This is a genomic window from Anaerotignum sp., assembly GCF_040307045.1.
Lineage (GTDB): Bacteria > Bacillota > Clostridia > Lachnospirales > Anaerotignaceae > Chakrabartyella.
In genome coordinates, this window is the sequence record NZ_JAWRKF010000005.1 from 81,101 (window position 1) to 102,978 (window position 21,878).

General features: G+C 39.0%; 19 protein-coding genes, 1 tRNA gene and 1 pseudogene. 6 read left to right on the plus strand and 15 right to left on the minus strand.

The window, feature by feature from the left end; genetic code table 11:
• Positions 1 to 70: 70 nt before the first annotated feature.
• From ABVZ64_RS03880 to ABVZ64_RS03910, 7 genes and pseudogenes are all read right to left on the minus strand, one after another.
• Positions 71 to 144, minus strand: a tRNA-Arg gene (locus tag ABVZ64_RS03880).
• 139 nt (positions 145 to 283) lie between these two features.
• A complete protein-coding gene (gene glmM, locus ABVZ64_RS03885; RefSeq protein WP_352399745.1) occupies positions 284 to 1,633 on the minus strand; it encodes a phosphoglucosamine mutase in 1,350 nt (449 codons plus the stop codon).
• 20 nt (positions 1,634 to 1,653) lie between these two features.
• Positions 1,654 to 2,925, minus strand: a complete 1,272-nt coding sequence (locus ABVZ64_RS03890; RefSeq protein ID WP_352399746.1) for a CdaR family protein — start codon at positions 2,923 to 2,925, stop codon at positions 1,654 to 1,656.
• Positions 2,922 to 3,776, minus strand: a complete 855-nt coding sequence (cdaA, locus tag ABVZ64_RS03895; RefSeq protein WP_352399747.1) for a diadenylate cyclase CdaA — start codon at positions 3,774 to 3,776, stop codon at positions 2,922 to 2,924. The genes ABVZ64_RS03890 and cdaA overlap by 4 nt, the downstream gene beginning before the upstream one ends.
• A gap of 382 nt (positions 3,777 to 4,158) precedes the next feature.
• Positions 4,159 to 5,601, minus strand: a pseudogene (gene lysS / locus ABVZ64_RS03900) (lysine--tRNA ligase); the annotation flags it as partial.
• 114 nt (positions 5,602 to 5,715) lie between these two features.
• Positions 5,716 to 6,192: a transcription elongation factor GreA gene (gene greA / locus ABVZ64_RS03905; protein WP_352399749.1), complete on the minus strand. Its 477-nt coding sequence runs from the start codon at positions 6,190 to 6,192 to the stop codon at positions 5,716 to 5,718.
• Between the two features lie 168 nt (positions 6,193 to 6,360).
• On the minus strand, positions 6,361 to 7,293 hold the full coding sequence (locus ABVZ64_RS03910; protein ID WP_352399750.1) for a hypothetical protein: 933 nt from the start codon (positions 7,291 to 7,293) through the stop codon (positions 6,361 to 6,363).
• A 440-nt stretch (positions 7,294 to 7,733) separates the two neighbouring features.
• On the opposite strand from ABVZ64_RS03910, the gene nifJ reads away from it, so the two are divergent.
• From nifJ to ABVZ64_RS03935, 5 genes are all read left to right on the plus strand, one after another.
• A complete protein-coding gene (gene nifJ, locus ABVZ64_RS03915; RefSeq protein ID WP_352399751.1) occupies positions 7,734 to 11,264 on the plus strand; it encodes a pyruvate:ferredoxin (flavodoxin) oxidoreductase in 3,531 nt (1,176 codons plus the stop codon).
• A gap of 294 nt (positions 11,265 to 11,558) precedes the next feature.
• Positions 11,559 to 12,215: a DL-endopeptidase inhibitor IseA family protein gene (locus tag ABVZ64_RS03920; protein ID WP_352399752.1), complete on the plus strand. Its 657-nt coding sequence runs from the start codon at positions 11,559 to 11,561 to the stop codon at positions 12,213 to 12,215.
• Between the two features lie 141 nt (positions 12,216 to 12,356).
• A complete protein-coding gene (locus ABVZ64_RS03925; protein WP_352399753.1) occupies positions 12,357 to 12,929 on the plus strand; it encodes a DUF4358 domain-containing protein in 573 nt (190 codons plus the stop codon).
• A gap of 52 nt (positions 12,930 to 12,981) precedes the next feature.
• The gene (locus tag ABVZ64_RS03930) at positions 12,982 to 14,400 is read left to right on the plus strand and encodes an MBOAT family O-acyltransferase (RefSeq protein WP_352399754.1); all 1,419 of its coding nucleotides are present in this window, start codon (positions 12,982 to 12,984) and stop codon (positions 14,398 to 14,400) included.
• An 11-nt stretch (positions 14,401 to 14,411) separates the two neighbouring features.
• The gene (locus tag ABVZ64_RS03935) at positions 14,412 to 15,530 is read left to right on the plus strand and encodes a DHHW family protein (RefSeq protein ID WP_352399755.1); all 1,119 of its coding nucleotides are present in this window, start codon (positions 14,412 to 14,414) and stop codon (positions 15,528 to 15,530) included.
• A gap of 95 nt (positions 15,531 to 15,625) precedes the next feature.
• Here ABVZ64_RS03935 and ABVZ64_RS03940 read toward each other — a convergent pair whose 3' ends face one another.
• Together ABVZ64_RS03940 and proC are read right to left on the minus strand one after the other, a co-directional pair.
• Positions 15,626 to 16,084, minus strand: coding sequence for a cupin domain-containing protein (locus ABVZ64_RS03940; protein ID WP_352399756.1), 459 nt, complete (start codon positions 16,082 to 16,084; stop codon positions 15,626 to 15,628).
• A gap of 116 nt (positions 16,085 to 16,200) precedes the next feature.
• Positions 16,201 to 17,013: a pyrroline-5-carboxylate reductase gene (proC, locus tag ABVZ64_RS03945; RefSeq protein ID WP_352399757.1), complete on the minus strand. Its 813-nt coding sequence runs from the start codon at positions 17,011 to 17,013 to the stop codon at positions 16,201 to 16,203.
• Between the two features lie 191 nt (positions 17,014 to 17,204).
• Between proC and ABVZ64_RS03950 the strand changes: the two genes are divergently transcribed.
• Positions 17,205 to 17,558, plus strand: a complete 354-nt coding sequence (locus ABVZ64_RS03950; protein WP_352399758.1) for an arsenate reductase family protein — start codon at positions 17,205 to 17,207, stop codon at positions 17,556 to 17,558.
• Positions 17,559 to 17,687: 129 nt separating this feature from the next.
• On the opposite strand, the gene ABVZ64_RS03955 is transcribed toward ABVZ64_RS03950, so the two are convergent.
• The 6 genes from ABVZ64_RS03955 to ABVZ64_RS03980 all read right to left on the minus strand — a co-directional run bounded on the left by ABVZ64_RS03955 (position 17,688) and on the right by ABVZ64_RS03980 (position 21,613).
• On the minus strand, positions 17,688 to 18,395 hold the full coding sequence (locus tag ABVZ64_RS03955; protein ID WP_352399759.1) for an SDR family oxidoreductase: 708 nt from the start codon (positions 18,393 to 18,395) through the stop codon (positions 17,688 to 17,690).
• 4 nt (positions 18,396 to 18,399) lie between these two features.
• On the minus strand, positions 18,400 to 18,930 hold the full coding sequence (locus ABVZ64_RS03960; RefSeq protein WP_352399760.1) for a flavodoxin domain-containing protein: 531 nt from the start codon (positions 18,928 to 18,930) through the stop codon (positions 18,400 to 18,402).
• A 107-nt stretch (positions 18,931 to 19,037) separates the two neighbouring features.
• The gene (locus ABVZ64_RS03965; protein ID WP_352399761.1) at positions 19,038 to 19,622 is read right to left on the minus strand and encodes a uracil-DNA glycosylase; all 585 of its coding nucleotides are present in this window, start codon (positions 19,620 to 19,622) and stop codon (positions 19,038 to 19,040) included.
• A 236-nt stretch (positions 19,623 to 19,858) separates the two neighbouring features.
• On the minus strand, positions 19,859 to 20,875 hold the full coding sequence (locus ABVZ64_RS03970) for a rhomboid family intramembrane serine protease (protein WP_352399762.1): 1,017 nt from the start codon (positions 20,873 to 20,875) through the stop codon (positions 19,859 to 19,861).
• Between the two features lie 228 nt (positions 20,876 to 21,103).
• Positions 21,104 to 21,346: a pro-sigmaK processing inhibitor BofA family protein gene (locus tag ABVZ64_RS03975; RefSeq protein WP_352399763.1), complete on the minus strand. Its 243-nt coding sequence runs from the start codon at positions 21,344 to 21,346 to the stop codon at positions 21,104 to 21,106.
• A 27-nt stretch (positions 21,347 to 21,373) separates the two neighbouring features.
• On the minus strand, positions 21,374 to 21,613 hold the full coding sequence (locus tag ABVZ64_RS03980; RefSeq protein ID WP_352399764.1) for a DUF2508 family protein: 240 nt from the start codon (positions 21,611 to 21,613) through the stop codon (positions 21,374 to 21,376).
• Positions 21,614 to 21,878 lie beyond the last annotated feature (265 nt).

Below are 21,878 nucleotides of genomic sequence, written 5' to 3' on the forward strand. Positions count from 1 at the left end.
CTTTGCCACGATTATATCATACAAAAAGAAAAAAAGTATAGTCTAAGCAAAGCTCAAACCATACTTTTAATGTCCCTGACTGGAGTCGAACCAGCGGCCTTTCGCTTAGGAGGCGAACGCTCTATCCTACTGAGCTACAGAGACGTTTTTAATAGATTGATGTTGAAACTCCTGAAATAAAAACAAAATCCAGAAATTTTAAATTTCTAAAAACAATCCTTCTCTATTTTATGCGTATCCCCTGTTACAGTCAAGTAATTTATACTGCAACAGGGAAATTTTTTTATTGAAGTTTATCTTCGATAAATGATGCTAGCTTTTTGGCTTCCCGTTCCATGGCTTCTTTATCCTTACCCTCGATCATCACACGTACCAAAGGCTCTGTGCCCGAAGTACGGATCAACACCCTTCCATCGGCAGAAAACTTTTCCTGCAATTCCTCAATTGCATTTTTTATCTCAGGTACATCCATATATTCATTCTTGCGGGCATTATTTACTCGGGCATTTACTAAAACCTGGGGCATAATTTCCATAACCTCAGCTAATTCTGATGCTTTTTTCCCTGTGCGTTTCATGACTGCCAAAAGCTGAATAGCTGTTAGAATACCATCGCCCGTCGAATTATAGTCAAGGAAGATAATATGGCCCGATTGCTCTCCACCCAAGTTATAACCTTCTGCCAACATACGCTCTAGTACATATCTATCCCCCACATTAGCCTGCAATATAGAAATATTATTCTCACGCCCCATGATGGTTAACCCAAGGTTAGACATAACAGTGCCCACAATGGTATTGTTTTTTAACTCACCCTTTGCTTTCATTTCACATCCACAAATTGCAAGAATTTTGTCTCCATCAATCAATTCACCGTTTTCGTCCACAGCTAAGCAGCGGTCCGCATCCCCATCAAAGGCAAAGCCAATATCAGCATTGTTTTCTTTTACAAATGCAACTAGATCCTCCATATGGGTTGATCCGCATTTTTCATTAATGTTTGTTCCATCTGGCTCATTATGGATAATGCAAAGCTCCGCACCCAAGTCCAACATTGTGATGGGCGCCGCTTTATAAGATGCCCCATTTGCGCAATCTAAGGCTACTTTAATTCCTTGAAACCGCTCCTGCGTAGCACCTCTTAAAAACCCAATGTAATCATCTAAGGCTTCTTCCGCATAAGACTTTGTGCCAATGCCACTACCTGTTGGGCAGGGTAGCACTTCTGTGCGACTAAGCAAAATATCTTCTATTTCATCTTCCAGCTCATCACTTAGTTTATAGCCTTGGCTACTAAAAAATTTAATCCCATTATATTCTACAGGGTTGTGGGATGCAGAAATCATAACCCCTGCATCCAAACGGTAATGACGCACCAAATATGCCACCGCAGGTGTAGGTATTACCCCTGCAATTACAGCATGAGCACCAACTGAACAAATTCCTGCAACCAATGCAGATTCTAACATATCTCCACTGATACGTGTATCCATGGCTACCAAAATTCTAGGAGCATGTTTTTTCTCTTTGGTTAAAACATATGCTCCCGCACGACCCAACTGATATGCCATCTCCCCGGTCAACTCCGTGTTGGCAACGCCCCTTACACCATCAGTACCAAATAATTTTCCCATTTTTCATTTTCCTCCAACCATTACGACTCATTATCAGGCATAGTCGAATCTTCCGTGATAATCACATCAATGTAAGCATATCCAGCTGTTACCCCTTCTGGCAATTCAAGTTGGATAGGAACCTTATGATGCCCTACAGAAAGGCCACTGACATCAACAATGCCCGACAAAGCACCTTCATTTATACTATCTAATACTGTTACATCACCAGTAATCGTAACTTTTACACTACCACTGATTGCATAACTCTTTCCGCTATCTCCCCCAGTTACAACCAACTGATCCGAATGAACAGCTATTTCACGGTTATTTACACCCATAATTTGCACATTCACCTGAATTGTCAAATTGTTTGTATCCTTTGGTATTACGCCATTAGGCAGATAATCTTTAACAGCATAGCTCTTTCGCACATTGCCACTACTACCCGAAATATCGATATCAGGAAGTTGTAAAAACATGAGTTCAGACAACAACTCAGGCGTACCAATTACTTCTAAATTTTGGGGTGTGCTTACCGTATCCCCTAGCACATATCCCTCAGCAGGTGTCCCTGAAATATTCACTTTAATTGGAATTGTCTTTGCATTCAGAGAATTATATGTTACCGTAATATCAGAAACACTTAGTTTTACGCCCTTTACTGCAGTGCCGTTTACATCATAGGCAACAAGTTTTGCCCCAAGCTGCACACTTCCTACAACATCCTGGGCATTAATTCCAGCCCGCACTGCCACAACCTGCTCAACTGCCGATGCAGGTCCTGTCACTCTAACGGTTTCTGTGCTTAACAGTGGGCTTGCATATATAGCATCTTTAGGTAATTCTCCGCTAATGACAACTTCAATGGGAAGTTCCTTGCTAGCCACCCTCTCTATATAAACATCCACAGTTGTGGGAACTTTGCTTACAATATTGTATCCAGTATACCCACCTATCATTTCAACGTCCACAGGCAACGATACCTTATCTCCATCCATGGCGTTACCTAAGCCCGATAAGTCTACGGATACCTGTAACCATTCATTAGATTGATTTAAGCGATCTAACGCTGTTCTTTGGGCTTTAATTTTAATGCTTACCTTCGTGGAGGTTAGCTCACCCGCATTTCTCACCGTCAGCCCTCGGTCTGTTAATACATCCATATTTTCAAGTGTTATATATTTGGAATAGGTTCTAGTATCAATGGGCTGATTGATATTAATTACCATAAACCACATAATGATGGCAATGGCAATAGATAGCAGTTTCCACCCCAAATCCTTCATCAGCATTTCTTGAAACTTCTTCATTTATCCTGCCTTCCTTTCCAAAAAGAGAGTTTCTTTTTTCCTACTTTCTTGGTTTGTGAAAGCATAGTTCTTAGTTGCTCTGCAGTCAAATCACGGTAAAGCACACCACCCCTAGCCACAGAAATAGAACCCGTTTCTTCAGACACAACAATGACATAAGCATCCGATACCTCACTTGCGCCAATGGCCGCCCTGTGTCTGGTACCCAACTCCATGCTGATTTCATTGCTGTCTGTTAGGGGCAAAAAGCAAGTTGCTGCTGCCACACGGTTTCTTCGGATGATAACTGCACCATCATGTAAAGGTGTGTTGTGCTCAAAAATATTAATTAGAAGCTGACTTGAAATTGCCGCATCAATAGGGATACCCGTTCTTTCTAAATCCCCCAAGGGCACCTCTTGCTCAATCAAGATCAAAGCCCCTGTCTTAGCGGCACCCATCTTATCTGCAGCTTTAATAATCTCATCCACAGTACGGGAAGAAGCCTTCTGGCTCTCTTCTTCCTCTGTTCGCATAAAATACGAAAAAAATTGACCTTTTCCCAATTGTTCCAACGCTTTTCTTAGCTCAGGCTGGAACACAACGATAACCGCAATAATACCAACAGAGATGGTATTGGATAATATCCAAAGAATTGTATTTAGCTGCAAAATGGTTGCAACCGCTGCCAAAGCAAGAATCACCAAAATACCTTTAAATAAAACCCAAGCCCTAGTCTCCTTAATCCAGAAAATGATTTTATAAATAATATAGGCAACAATCAGAATATCCAAAATATCAGAAAATCCAACGGATGGCCGAACAAAGCCTGTTACCCCTAAATTGTCCAAAAAATTTTTCATCGCATCCATAAAACACACCCTATCCCTTAGAAATGTGACATTCCTTCCAATCAAAAATATAGCTTATCATTATATAACAACATAATACCATAGTTTTGTCAAAAACAGAGGAAATTTGCGTGCCTTTGTTAAAAAATCTTTCTGTTTTTCCCTTCCTTTGATATCATCAGGAAAACTGAAACCTTGCTTCCCGCTTTCCTATGATTGGTATACATTATAACATAAACCAAAATGAATTGTTATAAAAAGTCTATGAAAAAAAACCCTATATAATCAATTATAGCAAAAATACTTATGTCGATGCAAAAAACAGCAATGACAAAATAAAAAAGCACAGAAATCCTTATAAATTAGATTTCCGTGCTTCATCTTCCACATTTTTTTAGAGCGGTCTCATGGTCGGGAATAAAATGACATCCCTAATCGAAACGGATTCTGTCAATAACATAACAAAACGGTCAATACCTACACCCAAACCACCAGTAGGAGGCATACCGTATTCCAGTGCCGTTAAGAAGTCCTCATCAATCATGTTTGCTTCATCATCCCCAGCTGCACGCAGCATTTCCTGATATTCAAAACGTCCACGCTGGTCAATAGGGTCATTTAACTCGGAGTATGCATTTGCATATTCTCTACCTACGATAAACAACTCGAAACGGTCTGTATACTCAGGGTTTTCAGGCTTTCTCTTAGACAAAGGAGAAATCTCAACAGGGTAGTCAATTACAAAAGTAGGCTGAATTAGGTTCTTTTCAACAAATTCTTCAAAGAATAGAGACAAAATATCTCCTTTTGCATGACGATCTTCAAACTGAATATGGCGTTCTTTCGCCAAAGCTTTAGCTTCTTCTGTATTCTTTACTGCATCAAAATCTACCCCAGCATATTCCTTAACCAACTCAACCATTGTCTTTCTTTGGAAGGGCTGACCCAAATCTAAGTCATGACCACCATACTGAATTTTGGTTGTGCCTAATACGTTTTCTGCAACCGTACGAAACATATCCTCTGTAATATCCATCATGCCATTATAGTCTGTGTATGCCTGATACAATTCCATCAAAGTGAATTCAGGATTATGTCTTACAGAAATACCCTCATTACGGAATACACGGCCAATTTCGTATACTCTTTCAAAGCCGCCCACAATCAGACGCTTCAAAGGCAATTCCAACGCAATACGACAATACATATCAATGTCCAAAGTGTTGTGGTGTGTGATAAAAGGTCTTGCAGAAGCACCACCTGCAATGGTCTGTAAAACAGGTGTTTCCACTTCTAAAAAGCCTCTACCATCCAAAAATCTTCTGATTTCGCTGATGATTTTAGAACGTTTAATAAACGTATCTCTAACCTCAGGGTTTACGATTAAGTCCATATATCTTTGACGATAGCGCAATTCCTGATCTTTTAAACCATGAAATTTTTCTGGCAGAACCTGTAAGCTTTTAGTCAACAGCGTAACTTCTTTCGCATGTACAGATATTTCCCCTGTTTTTGTGCGGAAAACAAAGCCTTTGATACCAACAATATCACCAATATCAAACTTTTTAAATGCCGCATATTCCTCATCACCAATATCATTACGGCTCACATAAGACTGAATAACTCCGTTGCGATCCTGAATATTGCAAAATGATGCTTTACCCATAATACGTTTACTCATCAAACGACCAGCAATTGCCACATCTTTGCCCTCTAAATCCTCAAACCCATTTCTTACTTCATCACTATGATGAGTCATGTCAAATTTTACAATTTCAAAGGGATTCTTGCCTTCCGCCTGCAATTGTGCCAGCTTATCGCGACGGATAAGGATTTGCTCACTCAGCTCTTGCTGGGTTAGTTCCTTTTCCTGTGCGTTTTCATTCTGCTCTGCCACGTTCTTTCCTCCATTCCCACTTGGCTTTTGTACTTTGCAAATGCCACACTTTTCCACTCGTTTTTATCTTTTAATAGATTTTACTTCAAATTCAGCTTCTCCGTCAGGTGTATCGATCTTTATTCTCTCCCCGGTTGTATGTCCCAATAACGCCATACCTACTGGAGACTCATTAGAAATACGTCCATTCATGGGATCCGCTTCTGCTGAACCAACGATTGTGTAATTCATAATTTCATCGAATTCTATATCATAGAGCTCTACTGTCGAACCTAGACCAATGACGTCATTGGAAACTTCATCGTCATCAATAACCTCTGCATTACGCAGCATTTTTTCAAGAACCACAATTCTTGCTTCAATTTCGGCCTGTTCTTCCTTTGCAGCGTCATATTCCGCATTCTCAGACAAGTCCCCCTGTCCTCTTGCCTCTTTAATCTTCTCTGCTACTTCTTTTCTTCTGACGGTTTTCAGGTTTTCCAGTTCATCTTCCATCTTTTTCAAACCTTCATAAGTCAAAACAACCTTTTTATCTGCCATGGCCGTCGTCATCTCCCTTTTTTCCCGGAACTCTCCGTATTTTTTCAACTTCCTTGTCAATACCGCATATACAAGGAAAAAAGAGGGCCTTGACCCTCAAAATTCATTGATAAATTATATACTACTTAAAGAAGGGTTGTCAATCTTTTATACCCCAAAATATCGAAATTATCCTTGATTTTTCGCAATTTTTACCCGTTTACCAAGTGCAAAAAATCCTGCCACCAAAAAGCCCTTCTCCTTTAATCCCAAATACATATCTCTAGCTTCTTCCTTTGGAAAATGTTCCATCCAAAAACTTCGAAAGGCCATATCGCTAATGAATGCCTCTGCCTCTGCCTTTCTGCATTCCATCTGTCGTCCATCATAACTAAAATAAAACCCTTCCGTCACCGCAACGTCCCACCGCCTCTGTACCAATCTACGCAGTGCAGGGCGATTTCCAACGGCATCAACAAAAACAGCATATCTTTTTAAAATATGCTCATAACCTGTTTGTTCCATACCACAAACAATAACAACATCCGCCTCTGTAAATAATTGGTTTTTGGGGGATGAAAAAGCTTCTGTAAGCAAGCCTCTCTCAACAAAAAGATCTTCTTGAATTTCCTCCATCTCCCCAATGTTATCCACAAAAAATGAAAGATGATTCACATAATCACCTATGCCAGCCAAAACCAAGGGCAAAACATCAGCATCATTACCCGCTATTAAATAATGCGCTTCCTCCGGATTTTTTCCCTGTCGCCGCAATGCCTCCTGAGCTCCATCAAAAGCAAATAAAGCAGACATAACCCGCCCCCTGGCAACAGGCAAAATTTTTTGCGGAAATTCCCCTTCGTAAGGTGGTATTACAATCCCCGCGCCCTCCGCGGCTAAGGTTTTTACCATATCTTCTGCCTTTTCTCGCCAGGACGCCGGCAGCCCTTGCCCCGCAGCAAAAGATAAAATGCCATACAGCACATTATCCTTTTCCTCAATGGTAAAGGGTTTTTTCGAAAGAATATACTTTTTTCTCATAGTATCTGGCAAAATTTGTGTCCAACCAGGTAATGTTATGTTCTCTCCCTTTTCTAAAAATCGAACCTCCGCAATTTTCATATTATCTCCCCCTTTGAGATTTTTAGTTATGTACTTGTTGTCATACATTGTTCCGCAATAAACACCCTTGTAGCCAATCTCAGCACCTCCGAAATATATTTATCCCCCATTCGTCAGAGGTTGTTTGTATTTTTATACAATATCAATCCCATGTTTACCAACTTATTTTGTTTTAAAAAATATACATTAATTTCATTTTTACTATAATTATATATGTTTTAAATCTAATACAATCTATGTATAGTAAAATTATACAAAAAATATTTTTTTACACCTTTTTGACCTGTTTTCCAATAAATATATTTGGTGAAATATTGACAACTACTCTGTAATAAACTATCATAAAGTTATCAAAAATGTTTTTACCCTGTATCATAAATTTTAGATACAGGCTGAATTTTTATGGAATAATGTATACTGTATATGAAAGGAGCTTTCTCATGAATCCTAAAATCATGAAAACCATGGATGGTAATGAAGCTGCTGCGTATATTTCCTACGCTTTTACCGAAGTCGCTACCATCTATCCTATCACCCCATCCTCCCCTATGGCAGAACACGTTGACACTTGGTCTGCAAATGGAAAGAAAAATCTCTTTGGCCAAACAGTACGTTTGGTTGAAATGGAGTCCGAAGCTGGTGCTGCTGGTGCAATGCACGGTGCATTGGAAGCAGGTACTTTAACTACTACTTATACTGCCTCTCAAGGTCTTTTATTAATGATTCCTCCTATGTATCGTATCGCTGGTCAGTTGAAACCTGGTGTTTTCCACGTTAGCTCTAGAACCGTAGGTACCCATGCATTTTCCATCTTTGGAGATCACTCCGACGTAATGAGTTGTCGCCAAATCGGTTGTGCCATGCTTTCTTCTGCTTCCGTTCAGGAAGTTATGGATTTGGGCGGTGTGGCTCACTTAGCAGCAATTAAGGGCAGCGTGCCTTTTATCCACTACTTCGACGGTTTCCGTACTTCCCATGAATTACAGAAAATTGAAGTAATGGATTACGAAAAAATCGGAAAATTGTTGGATCAGGATGCATTAAGAAGCTTCCGCAAAAATGCGTTAAACCCTGAACGCCCTGTACAGCGTTCCATCGTGCAAAATCCCGATGTTTTCTTCCAGAATAGAGAAGCATGCTCTCCTTTTTATAAGAGACTTCCTGCCATTGTGGAAGATTATATGAATGAAATCAATAAAATCACAGGCAGAAATTATAAGCTTTTCAATTACTTTGGTGCTGCAGATGCAGAACACGTAATTATCGCCATGGGTTCCGTTTCGGGCGCAGTTCAGGAAGTTGTTGAGTTCCTAACCGAAAAAGGCGAAAAAGTTGGTTTCTTACAGGTTCATTTGTATCGTCCTTTCTCTATGGATCACTTTATGGCAGCTCTGCCTGAAACAGCAAAAATCATTACTGTTATGGACAGAACAAAAGAACCCGGTGCATTGGGCGAACCCCTCTACGAAGATGTTTGTTCCGCTTTAATGGAAAAAGGCAGAACACCCCTGGTTCTTGCCGGCAGGTACGGCCTTTCTTCCAAAGATGTGACACCTGCTCAAATTGTTTCCGTTTTTGACAATATGAAGGGCGAAAAGAGAAACCACTTCACTGTTGGTATCAACGACGATGTTAGTATGACATCACTTAGCGTTGGCCCAGAACCTGAAGTAACAAATGCATCCACAATTGCTTGCAAATTCTGGGGTCTAGGCTCCGATGGTACGGTTGGTGCCAATAAAAATTCCATCAAAATCATTGGTGACCATACCGATAAATATGCGCAGGCATACTTCGAATATGACACTAAGAAGTCCGGTGGTATCACAAAAAGCCATTTACGCTTTGGTGATGTGCCTATTCGCTCCAGTTATTTGGTATTTAAGGCTGACTTTGTTGCTTGTCATCAGCAGTCTTATATCAGCAAATATGATATTGTGTCCGAAATCAAGCCTGGTGGTACATTCCTCTTGAATTGCGGTTGGAAAGGTGAAGAACTGGAAGCACATCTGCCAGCAGAAGTGAAAAGATACATTGCAAGCAACAATATTGATTTCTACACCATAGACGCCGTAGAAATCTGCCGTGAAATCGGTTTGGGTAACAGAACAAACTCTGTCTTACAGTCCGCTTTCTTTAAGTTGGCAAACATCATTCCTGCAGAAGATGCTGTTGGTTATATGAAAGCTGCCATCGAAAAATCCTATGGTAAAAAGGGAGAAAAGATTGTTAATATGAACTTTGCAGCTGTGGATGCAGGTTTAAGCGGTCTGGTTAAAATCGACGTACCTGAAAGCTGGAAAGATGCAAAAGATGTGAGTAAAGAAGATGCAAAACGCATCCTCCCCGAATATGTTGAAAAACTTTTAATTCCCATGAATGCGCAAAAAGGTGATACTTTGCCTGTATCCGTGTTCTTAGGAAGAGAAGATGGAACTGCCCCTCTGGGTACTTCTGCCTATGAAAAGCGTGGTGTAGCCATCGATGTACCCCAATGGAATATTAGCAACTGTATTCAGTGTAACCAATGTTCCTACGTTTGCCCTCATGCTTGTATCCGTCCTTTCTTGTTAACGGATGAGGAAGCTGAAAAGGCTCCTGAAGGCTATGAAACAAAGAGAGCAAATGGTGCAGGAGAAATTACAAAATATCAGTATCGTATTCAGGTAGACCCATTGGATTGCCAGGGCTGTGGGGCTTGTGTTGTTGCATGCCCAGCAAAGGAAAAGGCACTGACTATGAAGCCATTGGATACACAAATAGGCGAGATGACAAACTGGGATTATTCCTTATCCCTATCCTATAAAGAAAACCCTATGGACAAATATAGCGTAAAAGGCAGTCAGTTCGAACAGCCTTTGCTTGAGTTCTCCGGTGCTTGCGCAGGTTGTGGTGAAACACCTTACGCAAAATTGATGACACAGCTTTATGGCGACAGAATGTACCTTGCCAATGCAACAGGTTGTACTCAGGCTTGGGGCGCTGCTGCACCTTGTGTGCCTTATACAACAAACAAAGATGGTTGGGGTCCTGCTTGGAGTAACTCCCTCTTTGAAAATAACGCCCAGTTCTCCTTAGGTATGGTTTTGGCTGTTGAACAGCAAAGAGAACGTGTGGCAATGCAGTTGAAAGATTTAATGGCAGTTTGCGACGATGCAGAGTTCCAGTCCACTGCAAAAGCTTGGTTTGATCATTATGATGATGGTCATAGAAGCAAAGAAGATTCCTTAGCATTAATTGCTGCTTTGAAACAAGCACCAATTTCTGCTGAAGGCGCAGAACTAAAAGCCTTTATTCTGGATAATAAAGAGCACCTAACCAAAAAATCCATGTGGATGTATGGCGGTGATGGTTGGGCTTATGATATCGGCTACGGCGGTTTAGATCACGTTTTGGCATCAGGTGCAGACGTAAATGTATTGGTTGTGGATACCGAAGTATACTCCAATACTGGCGGTCAGTCCTCTAAGGCAACACCTATCGGCGCAGTTGCACAGTTTGCCGCCGGTGGTAAACCTACTGTTAAGAAAGACTTAGGTATGCTGGCTATGAGCTATGGCTATATCTATGTTGCACAGGTGGCATTGGGAGCAAACCCCGCACAGCTGATTAAAGCAATGAAAGAGGCGGAAGCGTACAAAGGACCATCCTTAATTATCGCTTATGCACCTTGTATAAACCACGGTATTATGAAGGGTATGGCCAACGCACAGCTAGAAACAAAGATGGCAGTGGATTCTGGATATTGGTTCCTTTATCGCTATAACCCAGATTTGAAAAAAGAAGGCAAAAATCCGTTCATTTTAGACTCCAAAGAGCCAACTATGGATTATAATGACTTCATTATGGGCGAGGTTCGTTATTCCTCTTTGGTTCGTACCTTCCCCGAAACTGCAAAAGTTTTGTTGAAAGAAGCAGCTGAGCAAGCAAAACAGAAATATGAAACTTATAAAAAAATGGCAGAACAGTAATTCGCCTGCCAAATTTATAATGAAGCATTCGTATCTACCCTAATAAATACTAGAAAGAGTATCATTCTCCAAAATGATACTCTTTCTTTTTTTTGATAAAAAAAGCTGTGTAGACTAATCATAAAAAATATATCTAAATCTTCAAAACTACAATTGGCATTAACACGCCTACCTAACTCTCTCTGGTTTTTCTCTGAAATGTTTTTTTGAATGGGATTAACAATGCATTTTAAAATAAAGATTATGTTATAATAGCTTTGATAAGGAAATTTTAACTACCGAAAGGAGATTATTATGAAAAATAGATTGCATATTCTTTTTGCTTGTGTTATTTTAATTACTTTTGTTTCCATGGGATGTGGCAACAATATAAAAACTTCGCCCGATACAGACGTGTCAACCTCAGATAAAAACTTTACCTCAACAAATGGGATGCCACTTTTAGAAACCGATTTGCAACAACTTTATGCAGACGCACAAGATATCTACTTAAAAATTGTTTTTGGTAGTTTTAACTGTGATACAACCAAAAAAATAGAAAAGGACAATTTTACTTATTATAAAGTAGATGAACCCAATTATGAGTCCTTTGAATCCTTCAAGTCCTATTTAGCCAACTACTTTACCGAAGACTTTATAAATAGAGAAATTTTAAGCCCCGACAGCATTCGCTTTTTGAAGGCTGAAAATGGAGATTTGTATATGATGGATGCAAGCCGTGGAGCCAATATCTTTTATGCAGGGCATATCTTCCATGAAAGTATGGACAATGAGAACCAGATCACCTTTACCGCTACAGCGTATTACTCAAATACCCAAGAAGCTTATGTCGGTGAACTGTTCTACGCTGAACCCCCAAACCCTCAAGACTTTTCCACCCAAGACTTTACCTTTGCAATGGTAAAGGAAGGGGATTTTTGGAAATTTGATCAGTTTGCCTGCTTCTTCTAAACTTAACAAGACCTTTTCACATGCCATCTATCAAAACCTATGGATGAAAATTTTCAAAAAAATAAAATAATTAGAACTTTTTTATTTTTTTTGCGTCATACTAATAAAGATTTTGAACGAATTGAATACAGGAGGAAATATATGAAAAAGAATACATTATTTATTTTGGGGTTAGCAGCTATCCTTACAATGGGAATTGCAACAGGCTGTGGAAACTCTGGAACAGTTGATTCAGGCTCAACAAACAACGGAGAACAAGTAAGTGTAGAAAGTGGTCTCATCTCTACCTTCCACGAAGCAATCCGCAACGCTTATGGTGATAACTACCTGCCCAACACCCAGTTAGATGAGGAAAGTTTTACACAAAAATATGGTGTGGACAAAAGCAATGTGAAAAACTTCTTGGCTGAAATCCCTATGATTGGTACCTTCGTAGACACTTTGGTAATTGTAGAGACTCAAGAGGGTAAGGCTGATGCAGTAGAAGCCTCTTTAAACGAATATAGAGATGTCCTTTTGGCTGACACCATGCAATACCCAATGAATTTAGCAAAAATCAATTCATCCGTAGTATATCGCGTGGATGAATACGTATTCTTCATTATGTTAGGTGCTATTGATGAGGAAAACGAGGAGGAATCTGCACAGCTTTCTTTTGCACAAGATGAAGTGCAAAAAGCAATTGACGCCATCAATGAAGTTGTAAATCAATAAGTTTTCCAAAAGGGCAGAAAAATCTGCCCTTTTAAAATATAAGGAGTAAATTATGGTTTTTAGCAGTATTCCATTCCTATTTTATTTTTTACCAGTGGTACTTGTTCTTTATTTTATAAGCCCACGCTCTTTGAAAAATGGGGTTCTTTTTCTATCCAGTTTGTTTTTCTATGCCTGGGGAGAGCCATTTTATGTACTAATCATGATTTTTTCTACCATTGTAGATTACACCCACGGCATTTTTATTGAAAAATTTCTAAATCATTCTAAAAAGAAAAAAGCATGCCTTATTCTTATATCTTCTATTATGATTAATTTGGCTTTGCTTTGTTTCTTTAAATATAGCGACTTTTTTATTTTAAACCTAAATAAAGCCATGGGTTGGGACATTACCCCTTTACAACTGCCCCTACCTATAGGTATATCCTTTTATACATTTCAAACCATGAGTTATAGCATTGATGTTTACCGTGGTGACGTAAAGGCACAGAAAAACATCATCTCCTTTGGTGCATATGTGGCGCTATTTCCTCAGCTCATTGCAGGGCCTATTGTCCGATACCAAACCATTGCCCACCAGTTGGATGAACGAAAGGAAACCATGGACGCTTTTGCCCAGGGTGCTTTACGATTTATTCATGGGTTGGGAAAAAAAGTTCTTTTGGCCAATACCATCGGACTTTTGTGGGATACCATTTCAGCCATGAACCCCCTTAGCCTCCCTGTAATAACAGCTTGGATTGGCTTGCTGGCCTTTGCATTTCAAATCTACTTTGATTTTTCAGGATATAGCGATATGGCTATTGGCCTAGGGCAAATGCTAGGTTTTTCTTTCCCAGAAAATTTCAATTACCCCTATATCTCTCAAAGCATTACAGAATTCTGGCGAAGATGGCATATCTCTTTAGGCACTTGGTTTCGAGAATATGTGTATATCCCCTTGGGTGGCAATCGTAAGGGAGCCGCAAGAACCATTGTTAATATTTCTATCGTTTGGCTTCTTACGGGCTTCTGGCACGGCGCCGCCTGGAACTTTATCCTTTGGGGCATTTATTTTGGTGTCTTATTAGTCATTGAAAAACAATTTTTGTTACGCATTTTGGCACAAACCCCTGCTTTATTACGCCATGTTTATGCCTGCTTCTTTATTCTGATTGGTTGGTGTATCTTTGCATTCGACGATATCAATCAGGTATGGACGTATTTAAAAACCTTATTTGGCCTAAACGGTAATTCCTATTGGGATACACAAACCCTGTATTTCCTTTCCTCCTATGGCCTGCTTCTTGCTATTATGGTAATAAGCAGCACCCCCATGCCCAAACTCATAGGCAATACTCTTTGGAAAGAAAAAAGGGATACCCTGGCCTATGGCATTGCAACTACCATTTTTATGGCGATCATCTTCTTATTATGTGTAGCCTTTATAATAAATTCGTCCTACAACCCATTTATGTATTTTAGATTTTAAGGAGGCGATTTATGAAATCAAATCATTATATGATTACAATAACATTTGCCCTTCTCTTGGGGGGATTAACCGCATTAAATGCCATAACACCTGTTAAAGGTTTTTCTGAAAGTGAAAATCGTTATCTTGCTACTTTTCCCAAGTTTTCCAGAGAAAAATTACTGGATGGTACATTTAACGCAGAATTTGAAACCTATACCACTGACCAGTTTCCCTTTCGGGACGCATTTATCGGCCTAAACGTAATGTCTGAATACTTGGTTGGAAAAAAAGACAGCAACGGCGTTTATTTTGGTGAGGATGGTTATTTATTTGAAAAAGTAGACACCATAAAAGAACAACAATTAGAAAAAAATATTCAGTCCCTAAAAACCTTTTTCCAAACCCTAATGGAAAAAAATATTACCCCTGTGGCTATGATTGTTCCTACCGCCCCATTTATACTAAGGGATAAGCTCCCGTCCTTTGCAACCCAATATGACCAACAACTCATTCTTGAAAAACTAGAGGGCGCACTGGGAGATAAGTTTTTAAATACCCTTTCCATTCTTTCGAAAAACCAAAATGATGATATTTACTATCGAACCGATCACCATTGGACAACAAAAGGTGCGTTTTTTGCCTATCAACAGCTTTGCCGCCATTGGGAATTTGTCATCCCTTCGGAGGATACCTATGCCAAAGAACTGGTTTCCGATTCCTTCTTAGGTACCGTCTATTCCAAGGTTCAATTGCCTTATATTCAGACAGACTCCATCTATCGCTATGTGGCCGATGATGGTATCCATGTCACCTATGACTATGAAAAGGAATCCGAGAGCTTATATCAAAATGATGCATTAGCCAAAAGGGATAAATACGCCTACTTCTTAGACGGAAACCATGCCATCACAGAAATAAAAACGAACAGTGCCAACGGTAAGCATCTTTTGATAATCAAAGATTCCTTTGCCCATTGTTTTGTCCCTTTCCTAACTGCAAACTTTGAAACAATAACTATGATTGACTATCGGTATTTTAATGGTTCTACAAAAGAACTTCTTGCAACCCAAAGCATTACAGATGTATTAGTTTTATATAACTCTATAAATTTTGCTGAGGACACGGACTTTTACGCCATAAAACGTTAACACAAACAGTAACCTTATAACCTTATAACCTGAAATAAATACAAAACAAAAAAGCCTTTTGAAAGACTATACTTCTTATCAAAAGGCTTTTCTCATTAATGTTCGTGTTCCTCCGCTTCCTGAGCTGCTTGTTTGGTTGTATGAACAGTTCCGCTGGGATGATGTGGTGGTGCATAAATCGTATAAACTTTTAAAGGTTTGTTTCCAATGTTGATCAAATTATGCCACGTTCCTGCTGGAATAAAAATTGCATATTGACTATCCACATTACGTTGAAAATTCAATTTGTCCTTACTGCTTCCCATTTGCACAACTCCAACGCCATCCTCCACTCGAATAAATTGATCCTCATCGGGGTGAATTTCAACCCCAATGTCCCCTCCTGGCGGAATACTCATTAGGGCTAATTGTAAATCCTTCCCCGTCCATAACACAGTTCGATAATTTTGGTTTTGCTTTGCCAGCATATTGATATTCGCCACAAAAGGATCAGGACCATAATCGGTAATTTGTGGCATACCAGATAAAAAATTTCGCATTCCATTTTGATTCATTTTTTTCTTCCCCTTTTTCTTTTTAGTCTATTCTTATGTGTTTTAAGGGAAGTTTAGAAATTGTCCTGTGAAAGGGGTTGCTTTTTCCTTTTCATTCAAACTGTCCTAGCCTTTTATTATTTTTTTTCACCAATGGCTTTATCCTTTGCCAAAACGGCATCAAAAGCTCTAACCAGGGTGGTTTCAAATCCCCCCGCCTGCAAACTCGCTACTCCTTCAATGGTAGTCCCACCAGGGGAGCATACCTGGTCAATCAAAGGCCAGGGTGCTTCTCCGCCTTCCAATACCATCCTTGCACTTCCCAACACCGTTTCAGCAGTTATTTTCAATGCCTGTTTTTTAGGCATACCTGCTTTTAATGCAGCATGAGCCAACGCATCCATATAAAGGTACGCAAATGCTACAGAAGCCCCACCAATTACACTAAAAATAGCAAATTGACTTTCATCAATTTCTACAACTGTTCCAATTGTAGAAAAAATGTCTTCTATCAACAATTTCACTTCAGGACTGACATATTCATTCCCACAGATTCCAGTTGTAGATGCTCCGATTTTTGCATTTATATTAGGCATCACCCTTACAATTGGTGTTTTCTCAGGCAAATGCTGGCTTAGGTATTCTAAGGTTTTTCCTGCTGCAATAGACACCACAACCGGCATTTTTTTGGAAAAATCAGGCATTAACTGAGGCAAAATTTCTGAAAGCACATTTGGTTTTACCCCAAGAATCACTACATCACTTTTTGAAATCACTTCCTTTGATGTTGTACAAACATTGGCACCACACTCCTCAGCCAGCTTAACCGCAGAGGATACGCTCTTGCTTGTCACATAAATATTTTTTCCTTTATACCCTGCCTCGCCCAAGGTCATCCCCTTCACAATAGCACCAACCATATTTCCCGCGCCAATAAAACCGAAGTTCATGTTATTTTCCTCCATTCGCAACTATCTTGAATTCCTTTATCACAGAAAAAATAGAACAATACCCTTATATTATTAAATAAATAGAAAAAACTTTTTTTCATTGTACTGCCGTTTATTTTAAAATGCAATCCTAACTATCCTTGCCCATACAGCAACAACATACTATAATGTAGTAAAAAGGAGGTCATAACATGAGCGTTATTTTTTTACAATATCCAAAATGCAGCACCTGTAAAAAGGCAAAAAATTGGTTAGATTCCGCCAAAGTAGAGTACTTTGATCGTCATATCGTGGAACAAAACCCAACTCCAGAGGAGTTGGAGTTTTGGTGGAAAATGAGCGGTTTGCCCTTAAAAAAATTTTTTAATACCAGTGGTCTGCTCTATAAAGAAATGGGGCTAAAAGACAAACTTGCCCAAATGAGCGAAAAAGAGCAGTTGGAGCTTTTAGGCTCAAATGGTATGTTAGTAAAACGCCCATTAATCATTGGTGATGATTTTGTTTTGGTTGGTTTTAAAGAAGAAGAATGGAAAAATCTGCAATAGAGCTATATCACTATAAAAGGAAAGCCTCTTTCAAAGGTAATTGGAACGGCTTTTACTCATGTCAAGGAATTGGGATAACAATCTTATAAAAAGCACCCATTTTGCCAAATTCCGCAAATGGGTGCTTTTTTATTCTTCAAAACTCCAACTATTTTCATCATGATAGATCATTTGCCGGGTCATTCCACCATCGATACATATATTTTCACCGGTAATAAACCCAGCCTTGTCGCTACATAAATATAACACCATATTTGCAATATCCATGGGGTTTCCCACCCGCTTCACAGGATGTTGTTGTGCGTCTGCACCGTCATAAACCATATGAGCTGTATCAATCCACCCCGGTGAAATAGAGTTCACCCTAACCCGACCACTCAGGCTAATGGCTAGTGCATGGGTTAAGGAAGAAATAGCTCCTTTCGCCGCCGAATAACTCTCTGTGTTAGGCTGACTCATCCGATCCCTGGAAGATGATATATTAACAATTGCTGCTCCAGGGGCAAAATACGGATTAAATAACTTGGTAAGATAATAGGGTGCAATCACTCCTACACGAAGAGCATAATCAAAAGCTCCATACCCACAGGCATTAATCCCTCCCATGGAAATCATTGCATTATTAATTATATAATCAACCTTTCCATATCCATCCAACACTTTCTTTGCAAAAGCCTCTAAGGTGTCTTTGTCACCAATATCTCCAGTAAAATAATCATTTTTTTCCCGGTCAATGATGCACACAATAGCGCCTTCCTTGGTGAAGGCATCAGAAATTGCCTTGCCAATTCCGTGTACGCCACCCGTCACTACTACAATTTTGTCTTGAAATTCCATAATCTTATTCCTTTACATATGTGATCATAGGCTCCACAGCAGATAGGTCAACAAAGTCAATGGGTTCTTTCCTGCTTTTTAGCAGTTCTTCCTCATCTACGCTGCGTTCCTTTTTTCCCTTTAAAATTTGAAACATAACTGTCATCATACCTTTATGGGTAAATTTTAATTTCTTAAAGTCTAAAGCTCCTCGGAAGGAAAAGACCTTGGCATGACGAAGCAATTCCTCAGTTAAGCACTGCTTCAATCCTGTGTATATAGTCTCCATGTTTTTTTCCACACTTGGATTTGAAATTCCACAAGTAAAAATAATCAAATTCTTTTTACACAAAATCTCTTGGTTCCTCTTTAGCCAATCATTCCCATTTAAAGAACCTCCATAAATCCCCCCGCCATAAATGATGGTATCATAGTCGGATATATCTTTAATCTCATCCGTGGAAAACAAATGGGCCTGCAATTGTTTCCCTATATAGGTTGCATATTTTTTTGTGCTTCCATACTCAGAACGATATACCACAGCCGTCTTCCCCATATATTCTACCTCCTTAACACAAAGACAATCTTATTTTTTCTATGTTTATCCTCCTTGCACTTATCTGCCTATCTTCGTTACAAAATAAGGTAGCTATGCCTTCTTAATCACTTAATCCCACGCAATAACTCCTTCAAAACCAGTAAATCCTGCTGATATATATTCGTTAACCCACGATTATATATGATTGCAGCTGGGTGATATAACGGAAATAACACCCTGGTTTGTTCCAAAGAGTATGGCTTACCATGAACATCACCGATAGTTATCCCCTTATCATCGGTAACAGCTTTAAGAGGTACATTGCCTAATGTCACAATCACCTTTGGTGAGATTAACTGAATTTCTTCTTTTAGATAAGGCAAAAAGAACGAAATTTCTTCCTTAGATGGGGGACGGTTTACTGCCTTACCCGTCTTCGGGCTGTCTTTTGTGGGTCTTAATTTAACAACATTTGTAATGTAAATTTCTTCACGTTGTAAACCAATTACCTCTAAAAAGGAAGAAAGGTTTTTGCCTGCCTTTCCAACAAAAGGTCTGCCCTGCTTTTCCTCATCGCCACCAGGAGCCTCACCGATCATCATGAGCACTGGTGTATCTGCCCCTTCTCCAAAAACAAGGGTTTTTTTTGTAAAATTAGAATTTTTAAAGTTTTGTGTCAATTTTTCTTGAAATTCTATCTGTTTATTCATAAAAAACGGTATTTCCTTTCCACATTTACAAAGTTGTCCACATTCCCACAGGCTTATCCACAGGTTTTCTGTTGATAACTTTTTATGTATACCCCAATATCTAGTATTAATTTTTTATCTTCGACAGTTTTATATCAAAAAACCATTGAAATTTAGGGAACGACTAATATTCATCTTGTGGTGCATATTTTGCAGGTGGATAACTTCCACATTATCCACACTTTTTATGTGGATAACTACTTATTTTTCCGTTCATCCCTCATATAAAATAAAAATACCACTATACCCCCAAGAAAGCCCCCGATGTGGGCAAAATTGTCTACACCCATATCTAAAAATCCAAAACCAATGGAAGTAAAGGCCAACAGCAACATCGTTGAATAGTTCATCTGGGTATACCGTGGGCCATATTTTTTAGTAAGAATCAACATAGCACCTAAAAGGCCATATATTGCCCCCGAAGCCCCTATAGCTAAAACATTATGAAAAGCTATGCTGAATAGCCCGCCGCAAAGGCCTGAAATCATGTATAACGCCAAGTAACGCCATTTTCCTAATAAATACTCTGCCTTAACGCCAAAATAAAATAGAAAAATACCGTTGGAAATCAAATGTGGCATGCCACTATGCAAAAACATAGATGTAAAAAATCGGTAATACTCCCCGTTTAAAATGCCCCTTCTACTGAGGCCAAAAGTAACAATGGTACTTCCGCCTTTCCCAGAAAGAGTGGTATATATCAGCAACAATGTACAAATAGCAAAAATACCAATGCTTACCCAAGGCCTTCCCGCTACCATGGCCGGTACCATTGGTTTTTCCGCTTTATTCCCTTGCGATGATAAAAATAACAGCTTCTCTATCCCCAACAGTCGATTCGGTTCGCCATGACCTGCATACACTTTTTTCTCTACCAAAGAGTATCTCCAGTGTACCGTATGTATTCGCTCATCCAAATAAGATGGCAAATATGCTTCCCCATCTTCTTCTCCCAGCTGTATGCTAACACTAACCAAATGATTACACCGTAAATCCTCTAACTCTACAGACATTTGTTTTGTAAAAGCAGTCAAAACATTGGTTAATTCAAGTTGGTTTTGTTTTTCACATATACCTATAATATATAATACCGGATTTTCCATACGAATAAAAATTCCAGGTATTATAGTTCCATTTAAATCTTTGACCGCCTCAAAGCTATGAGCCAATAGTTGTTCATTCAAAATTTCTATAAAATTTATTGAGTTATCCACAATTTTCACCTACTTTTTCTATGAAAAAACTCACTGCAATGCAGTGAGTTTTTCATAGATAAGAAATGGGGTTAAATCTTATCGCATAAGGATTTCTTTTTCCGTGGAATTGTAAACAATCAAGTTTTATACACAGGGAAGTCATGATTATCCACAATATTATCCACAATATTATCCACAAAAAATATAACACATTCGAAACTAATTGTCAAATAATTATAGTTTAATTCAAAGAAAAAAACTTAATACTAATAGTCCGATAAATCCTGGTGTCCCAAGTAACCCAACGGTAAAAATGGTGGCAGGGTTTACGCCAACCTGTAATCCAAACCGATTACAAAGCCAAAGGCAACATCCACCAATGGCTGCGGAAAGAATAAAACGAAATAATACCTTTAATGGTTTCGATAATGTAGCTAAAGCTAAAATGATCAAACAACTTATAATCATGACTGATAACACTTCTGTCATAATACTGCTCTCCCCCTTCTGTACTTTTCAGCCTATCTTACGAAAAGACGCCGTCAACCCCATTTCTTTTGCAGTTTTTAGATAATATTCATACTTTTTGTGCAAAGCGGTGATTTCATAAATATAACTATCAACCAAAGCTGCATCTGTTGCCGACTCAAATCCCTGTCGTGCACAAATCAACTTTGTCTGAATCTCCTGAATGGCAAGTAATACTTTTTCCCCTTCTGTTAGCACAGTATCCATTTTTTGTTTGCTTTTATTCACACTTTTGCCTCCTTCCTGTTACCCTAATATAAGCAAAAAAAACAGGTTTTATTCCCGTTTAGTATTTTAATTCACATAGAAGAAAGCAATTTATATCATTTTTCTCCCTACACATTCATGTTTACCAAATATCTTATGCAAAAAATTGTTTACTCTTTCTTATAATATTAACTTTCTTAAATCGCAAAACAAACAAAATTAGATTTTTTTCAGCTTATAAAAACAATCCCTTGTTTTTTCCCATAAAAAAACCCACCACCTTGTT

Bases quoted from the DNA above. Each gene is read 5' to 3' on its own strand.
- glmM (WP_352399745.1), bottom strand. From the start codon at position 1,633: ATGGGAAAATTATTTGGTACTGATGGTGTAAGGGGCGTTGCCAACACG.
- ABVZ64_RS03890 (WP_352399746.1), bottom strand. From the start codon at position 2,925: ATGAAGAAGTTTCAAGAAATGCTGATGAAGGATTTGGGGTGGAAACTG.
- cdaA (WP_352399747.1), bottom strand. From the start codon at position 3,776: ATGGATGCGATGAAAAATTTTTTGGACAATTTAGGGGTAACAGGCTTT.
- greA (WP_352399749.1), bottom strand. From the start codon at position 6,192: ATGGCAGATAAAAAGGTTGTTTTGACTTATGAAGGTTTGAAAAAGATG.
- ABVZ64_RS03910 (WP_352399750.1), bottom strand. From the start codon at position 7,293: ATGAAAATTGCGGAGGTTCGATTTTTAGAAAAGGGAGAGAACATAACA.
- nifJ (WP_352399751.1), top strand. From the start codon at position 7,734: ATGAATCCTAAAATCATGAAAACCATGGATGGTAATGAAGCTGCTGCG.
- ABVZ64_RS03920 (WP_352399752.1), top strand. From the start codon at position 11,559: ATGAAAAATAGATTGCATATTCTTTTTGCTTGTGTTATTTTAATTACT.
- ABVZ64_RS03925 (WP_352399753.1), top strand. From the start codon at position 12,357: ATGAAAAAGAATACATTATTTATTTTGGGGTTAGCAGCTATCCTTACA.
- ABVZ64_RS03930 (WP_352399754.1), top strand. From the start codon at position 12,982: ATGGTTTTTAGCAGTATTCCATTCCTATTTTATTTTTTACCAGTGGTA.
- ABVZ64_RS03935 (WP_352399755.1), top strand. From the start codon at position 14,412: ATGAAATCAAATCATTATATGATTACAATAACATTTGCCCTTCTCTTG.
- ABVZ64_RS03940 (WP_352399756.1), bottom strand. From the start codon at position 16,084: ATGAATCAAAATGGAATGCGAAATTTTTTATCTGGTATGCCACAAATT.
- proC (WP_352399757.1), bottom strand. From the start codon at position 17,013: ATGAACTTCGGTTTTATTGGCGCGGGAAATATGGTTGGTGCTATTGTG.
- ABVZ64_RS03950 (WP_352399758.1), top strand. From the start codon at position 17,205: ATGAGCGTTATTTTTTTACAATATCCAAAATGCAGCACCTGTAAAAAG.
- ABVZ64_RS03955 (WP_352399759.1), bottom strand. From the start codon at position 18,395: ATGGAATTTCAAGACAAAATTGTAGTAGTGACGGGTGGCGTACACGGA.
- ABVZ64_RS03960 (WP_352399760.1), bottom strand. From the start codon at position 18,930: ATGGGGAAGACGGCTGTGGTATATCGTTCTGAGTATGGAAGCACAAAA.
- ABVZ64_RS03965 (WP_352399761.1), bottom strand. From the start codon at position 19,622: ATGAATAAACAGATAGAATTTCAAGAAAAATTGACACAAAACTTTAAA.
- ABVZ64_RS03975 (WP_352399763.1), bottom strand. From the start codon at position 21,346: ATGACAGAAGTGTTATCAGTCATGATTATAAGTTGTTTGATCATTTTA.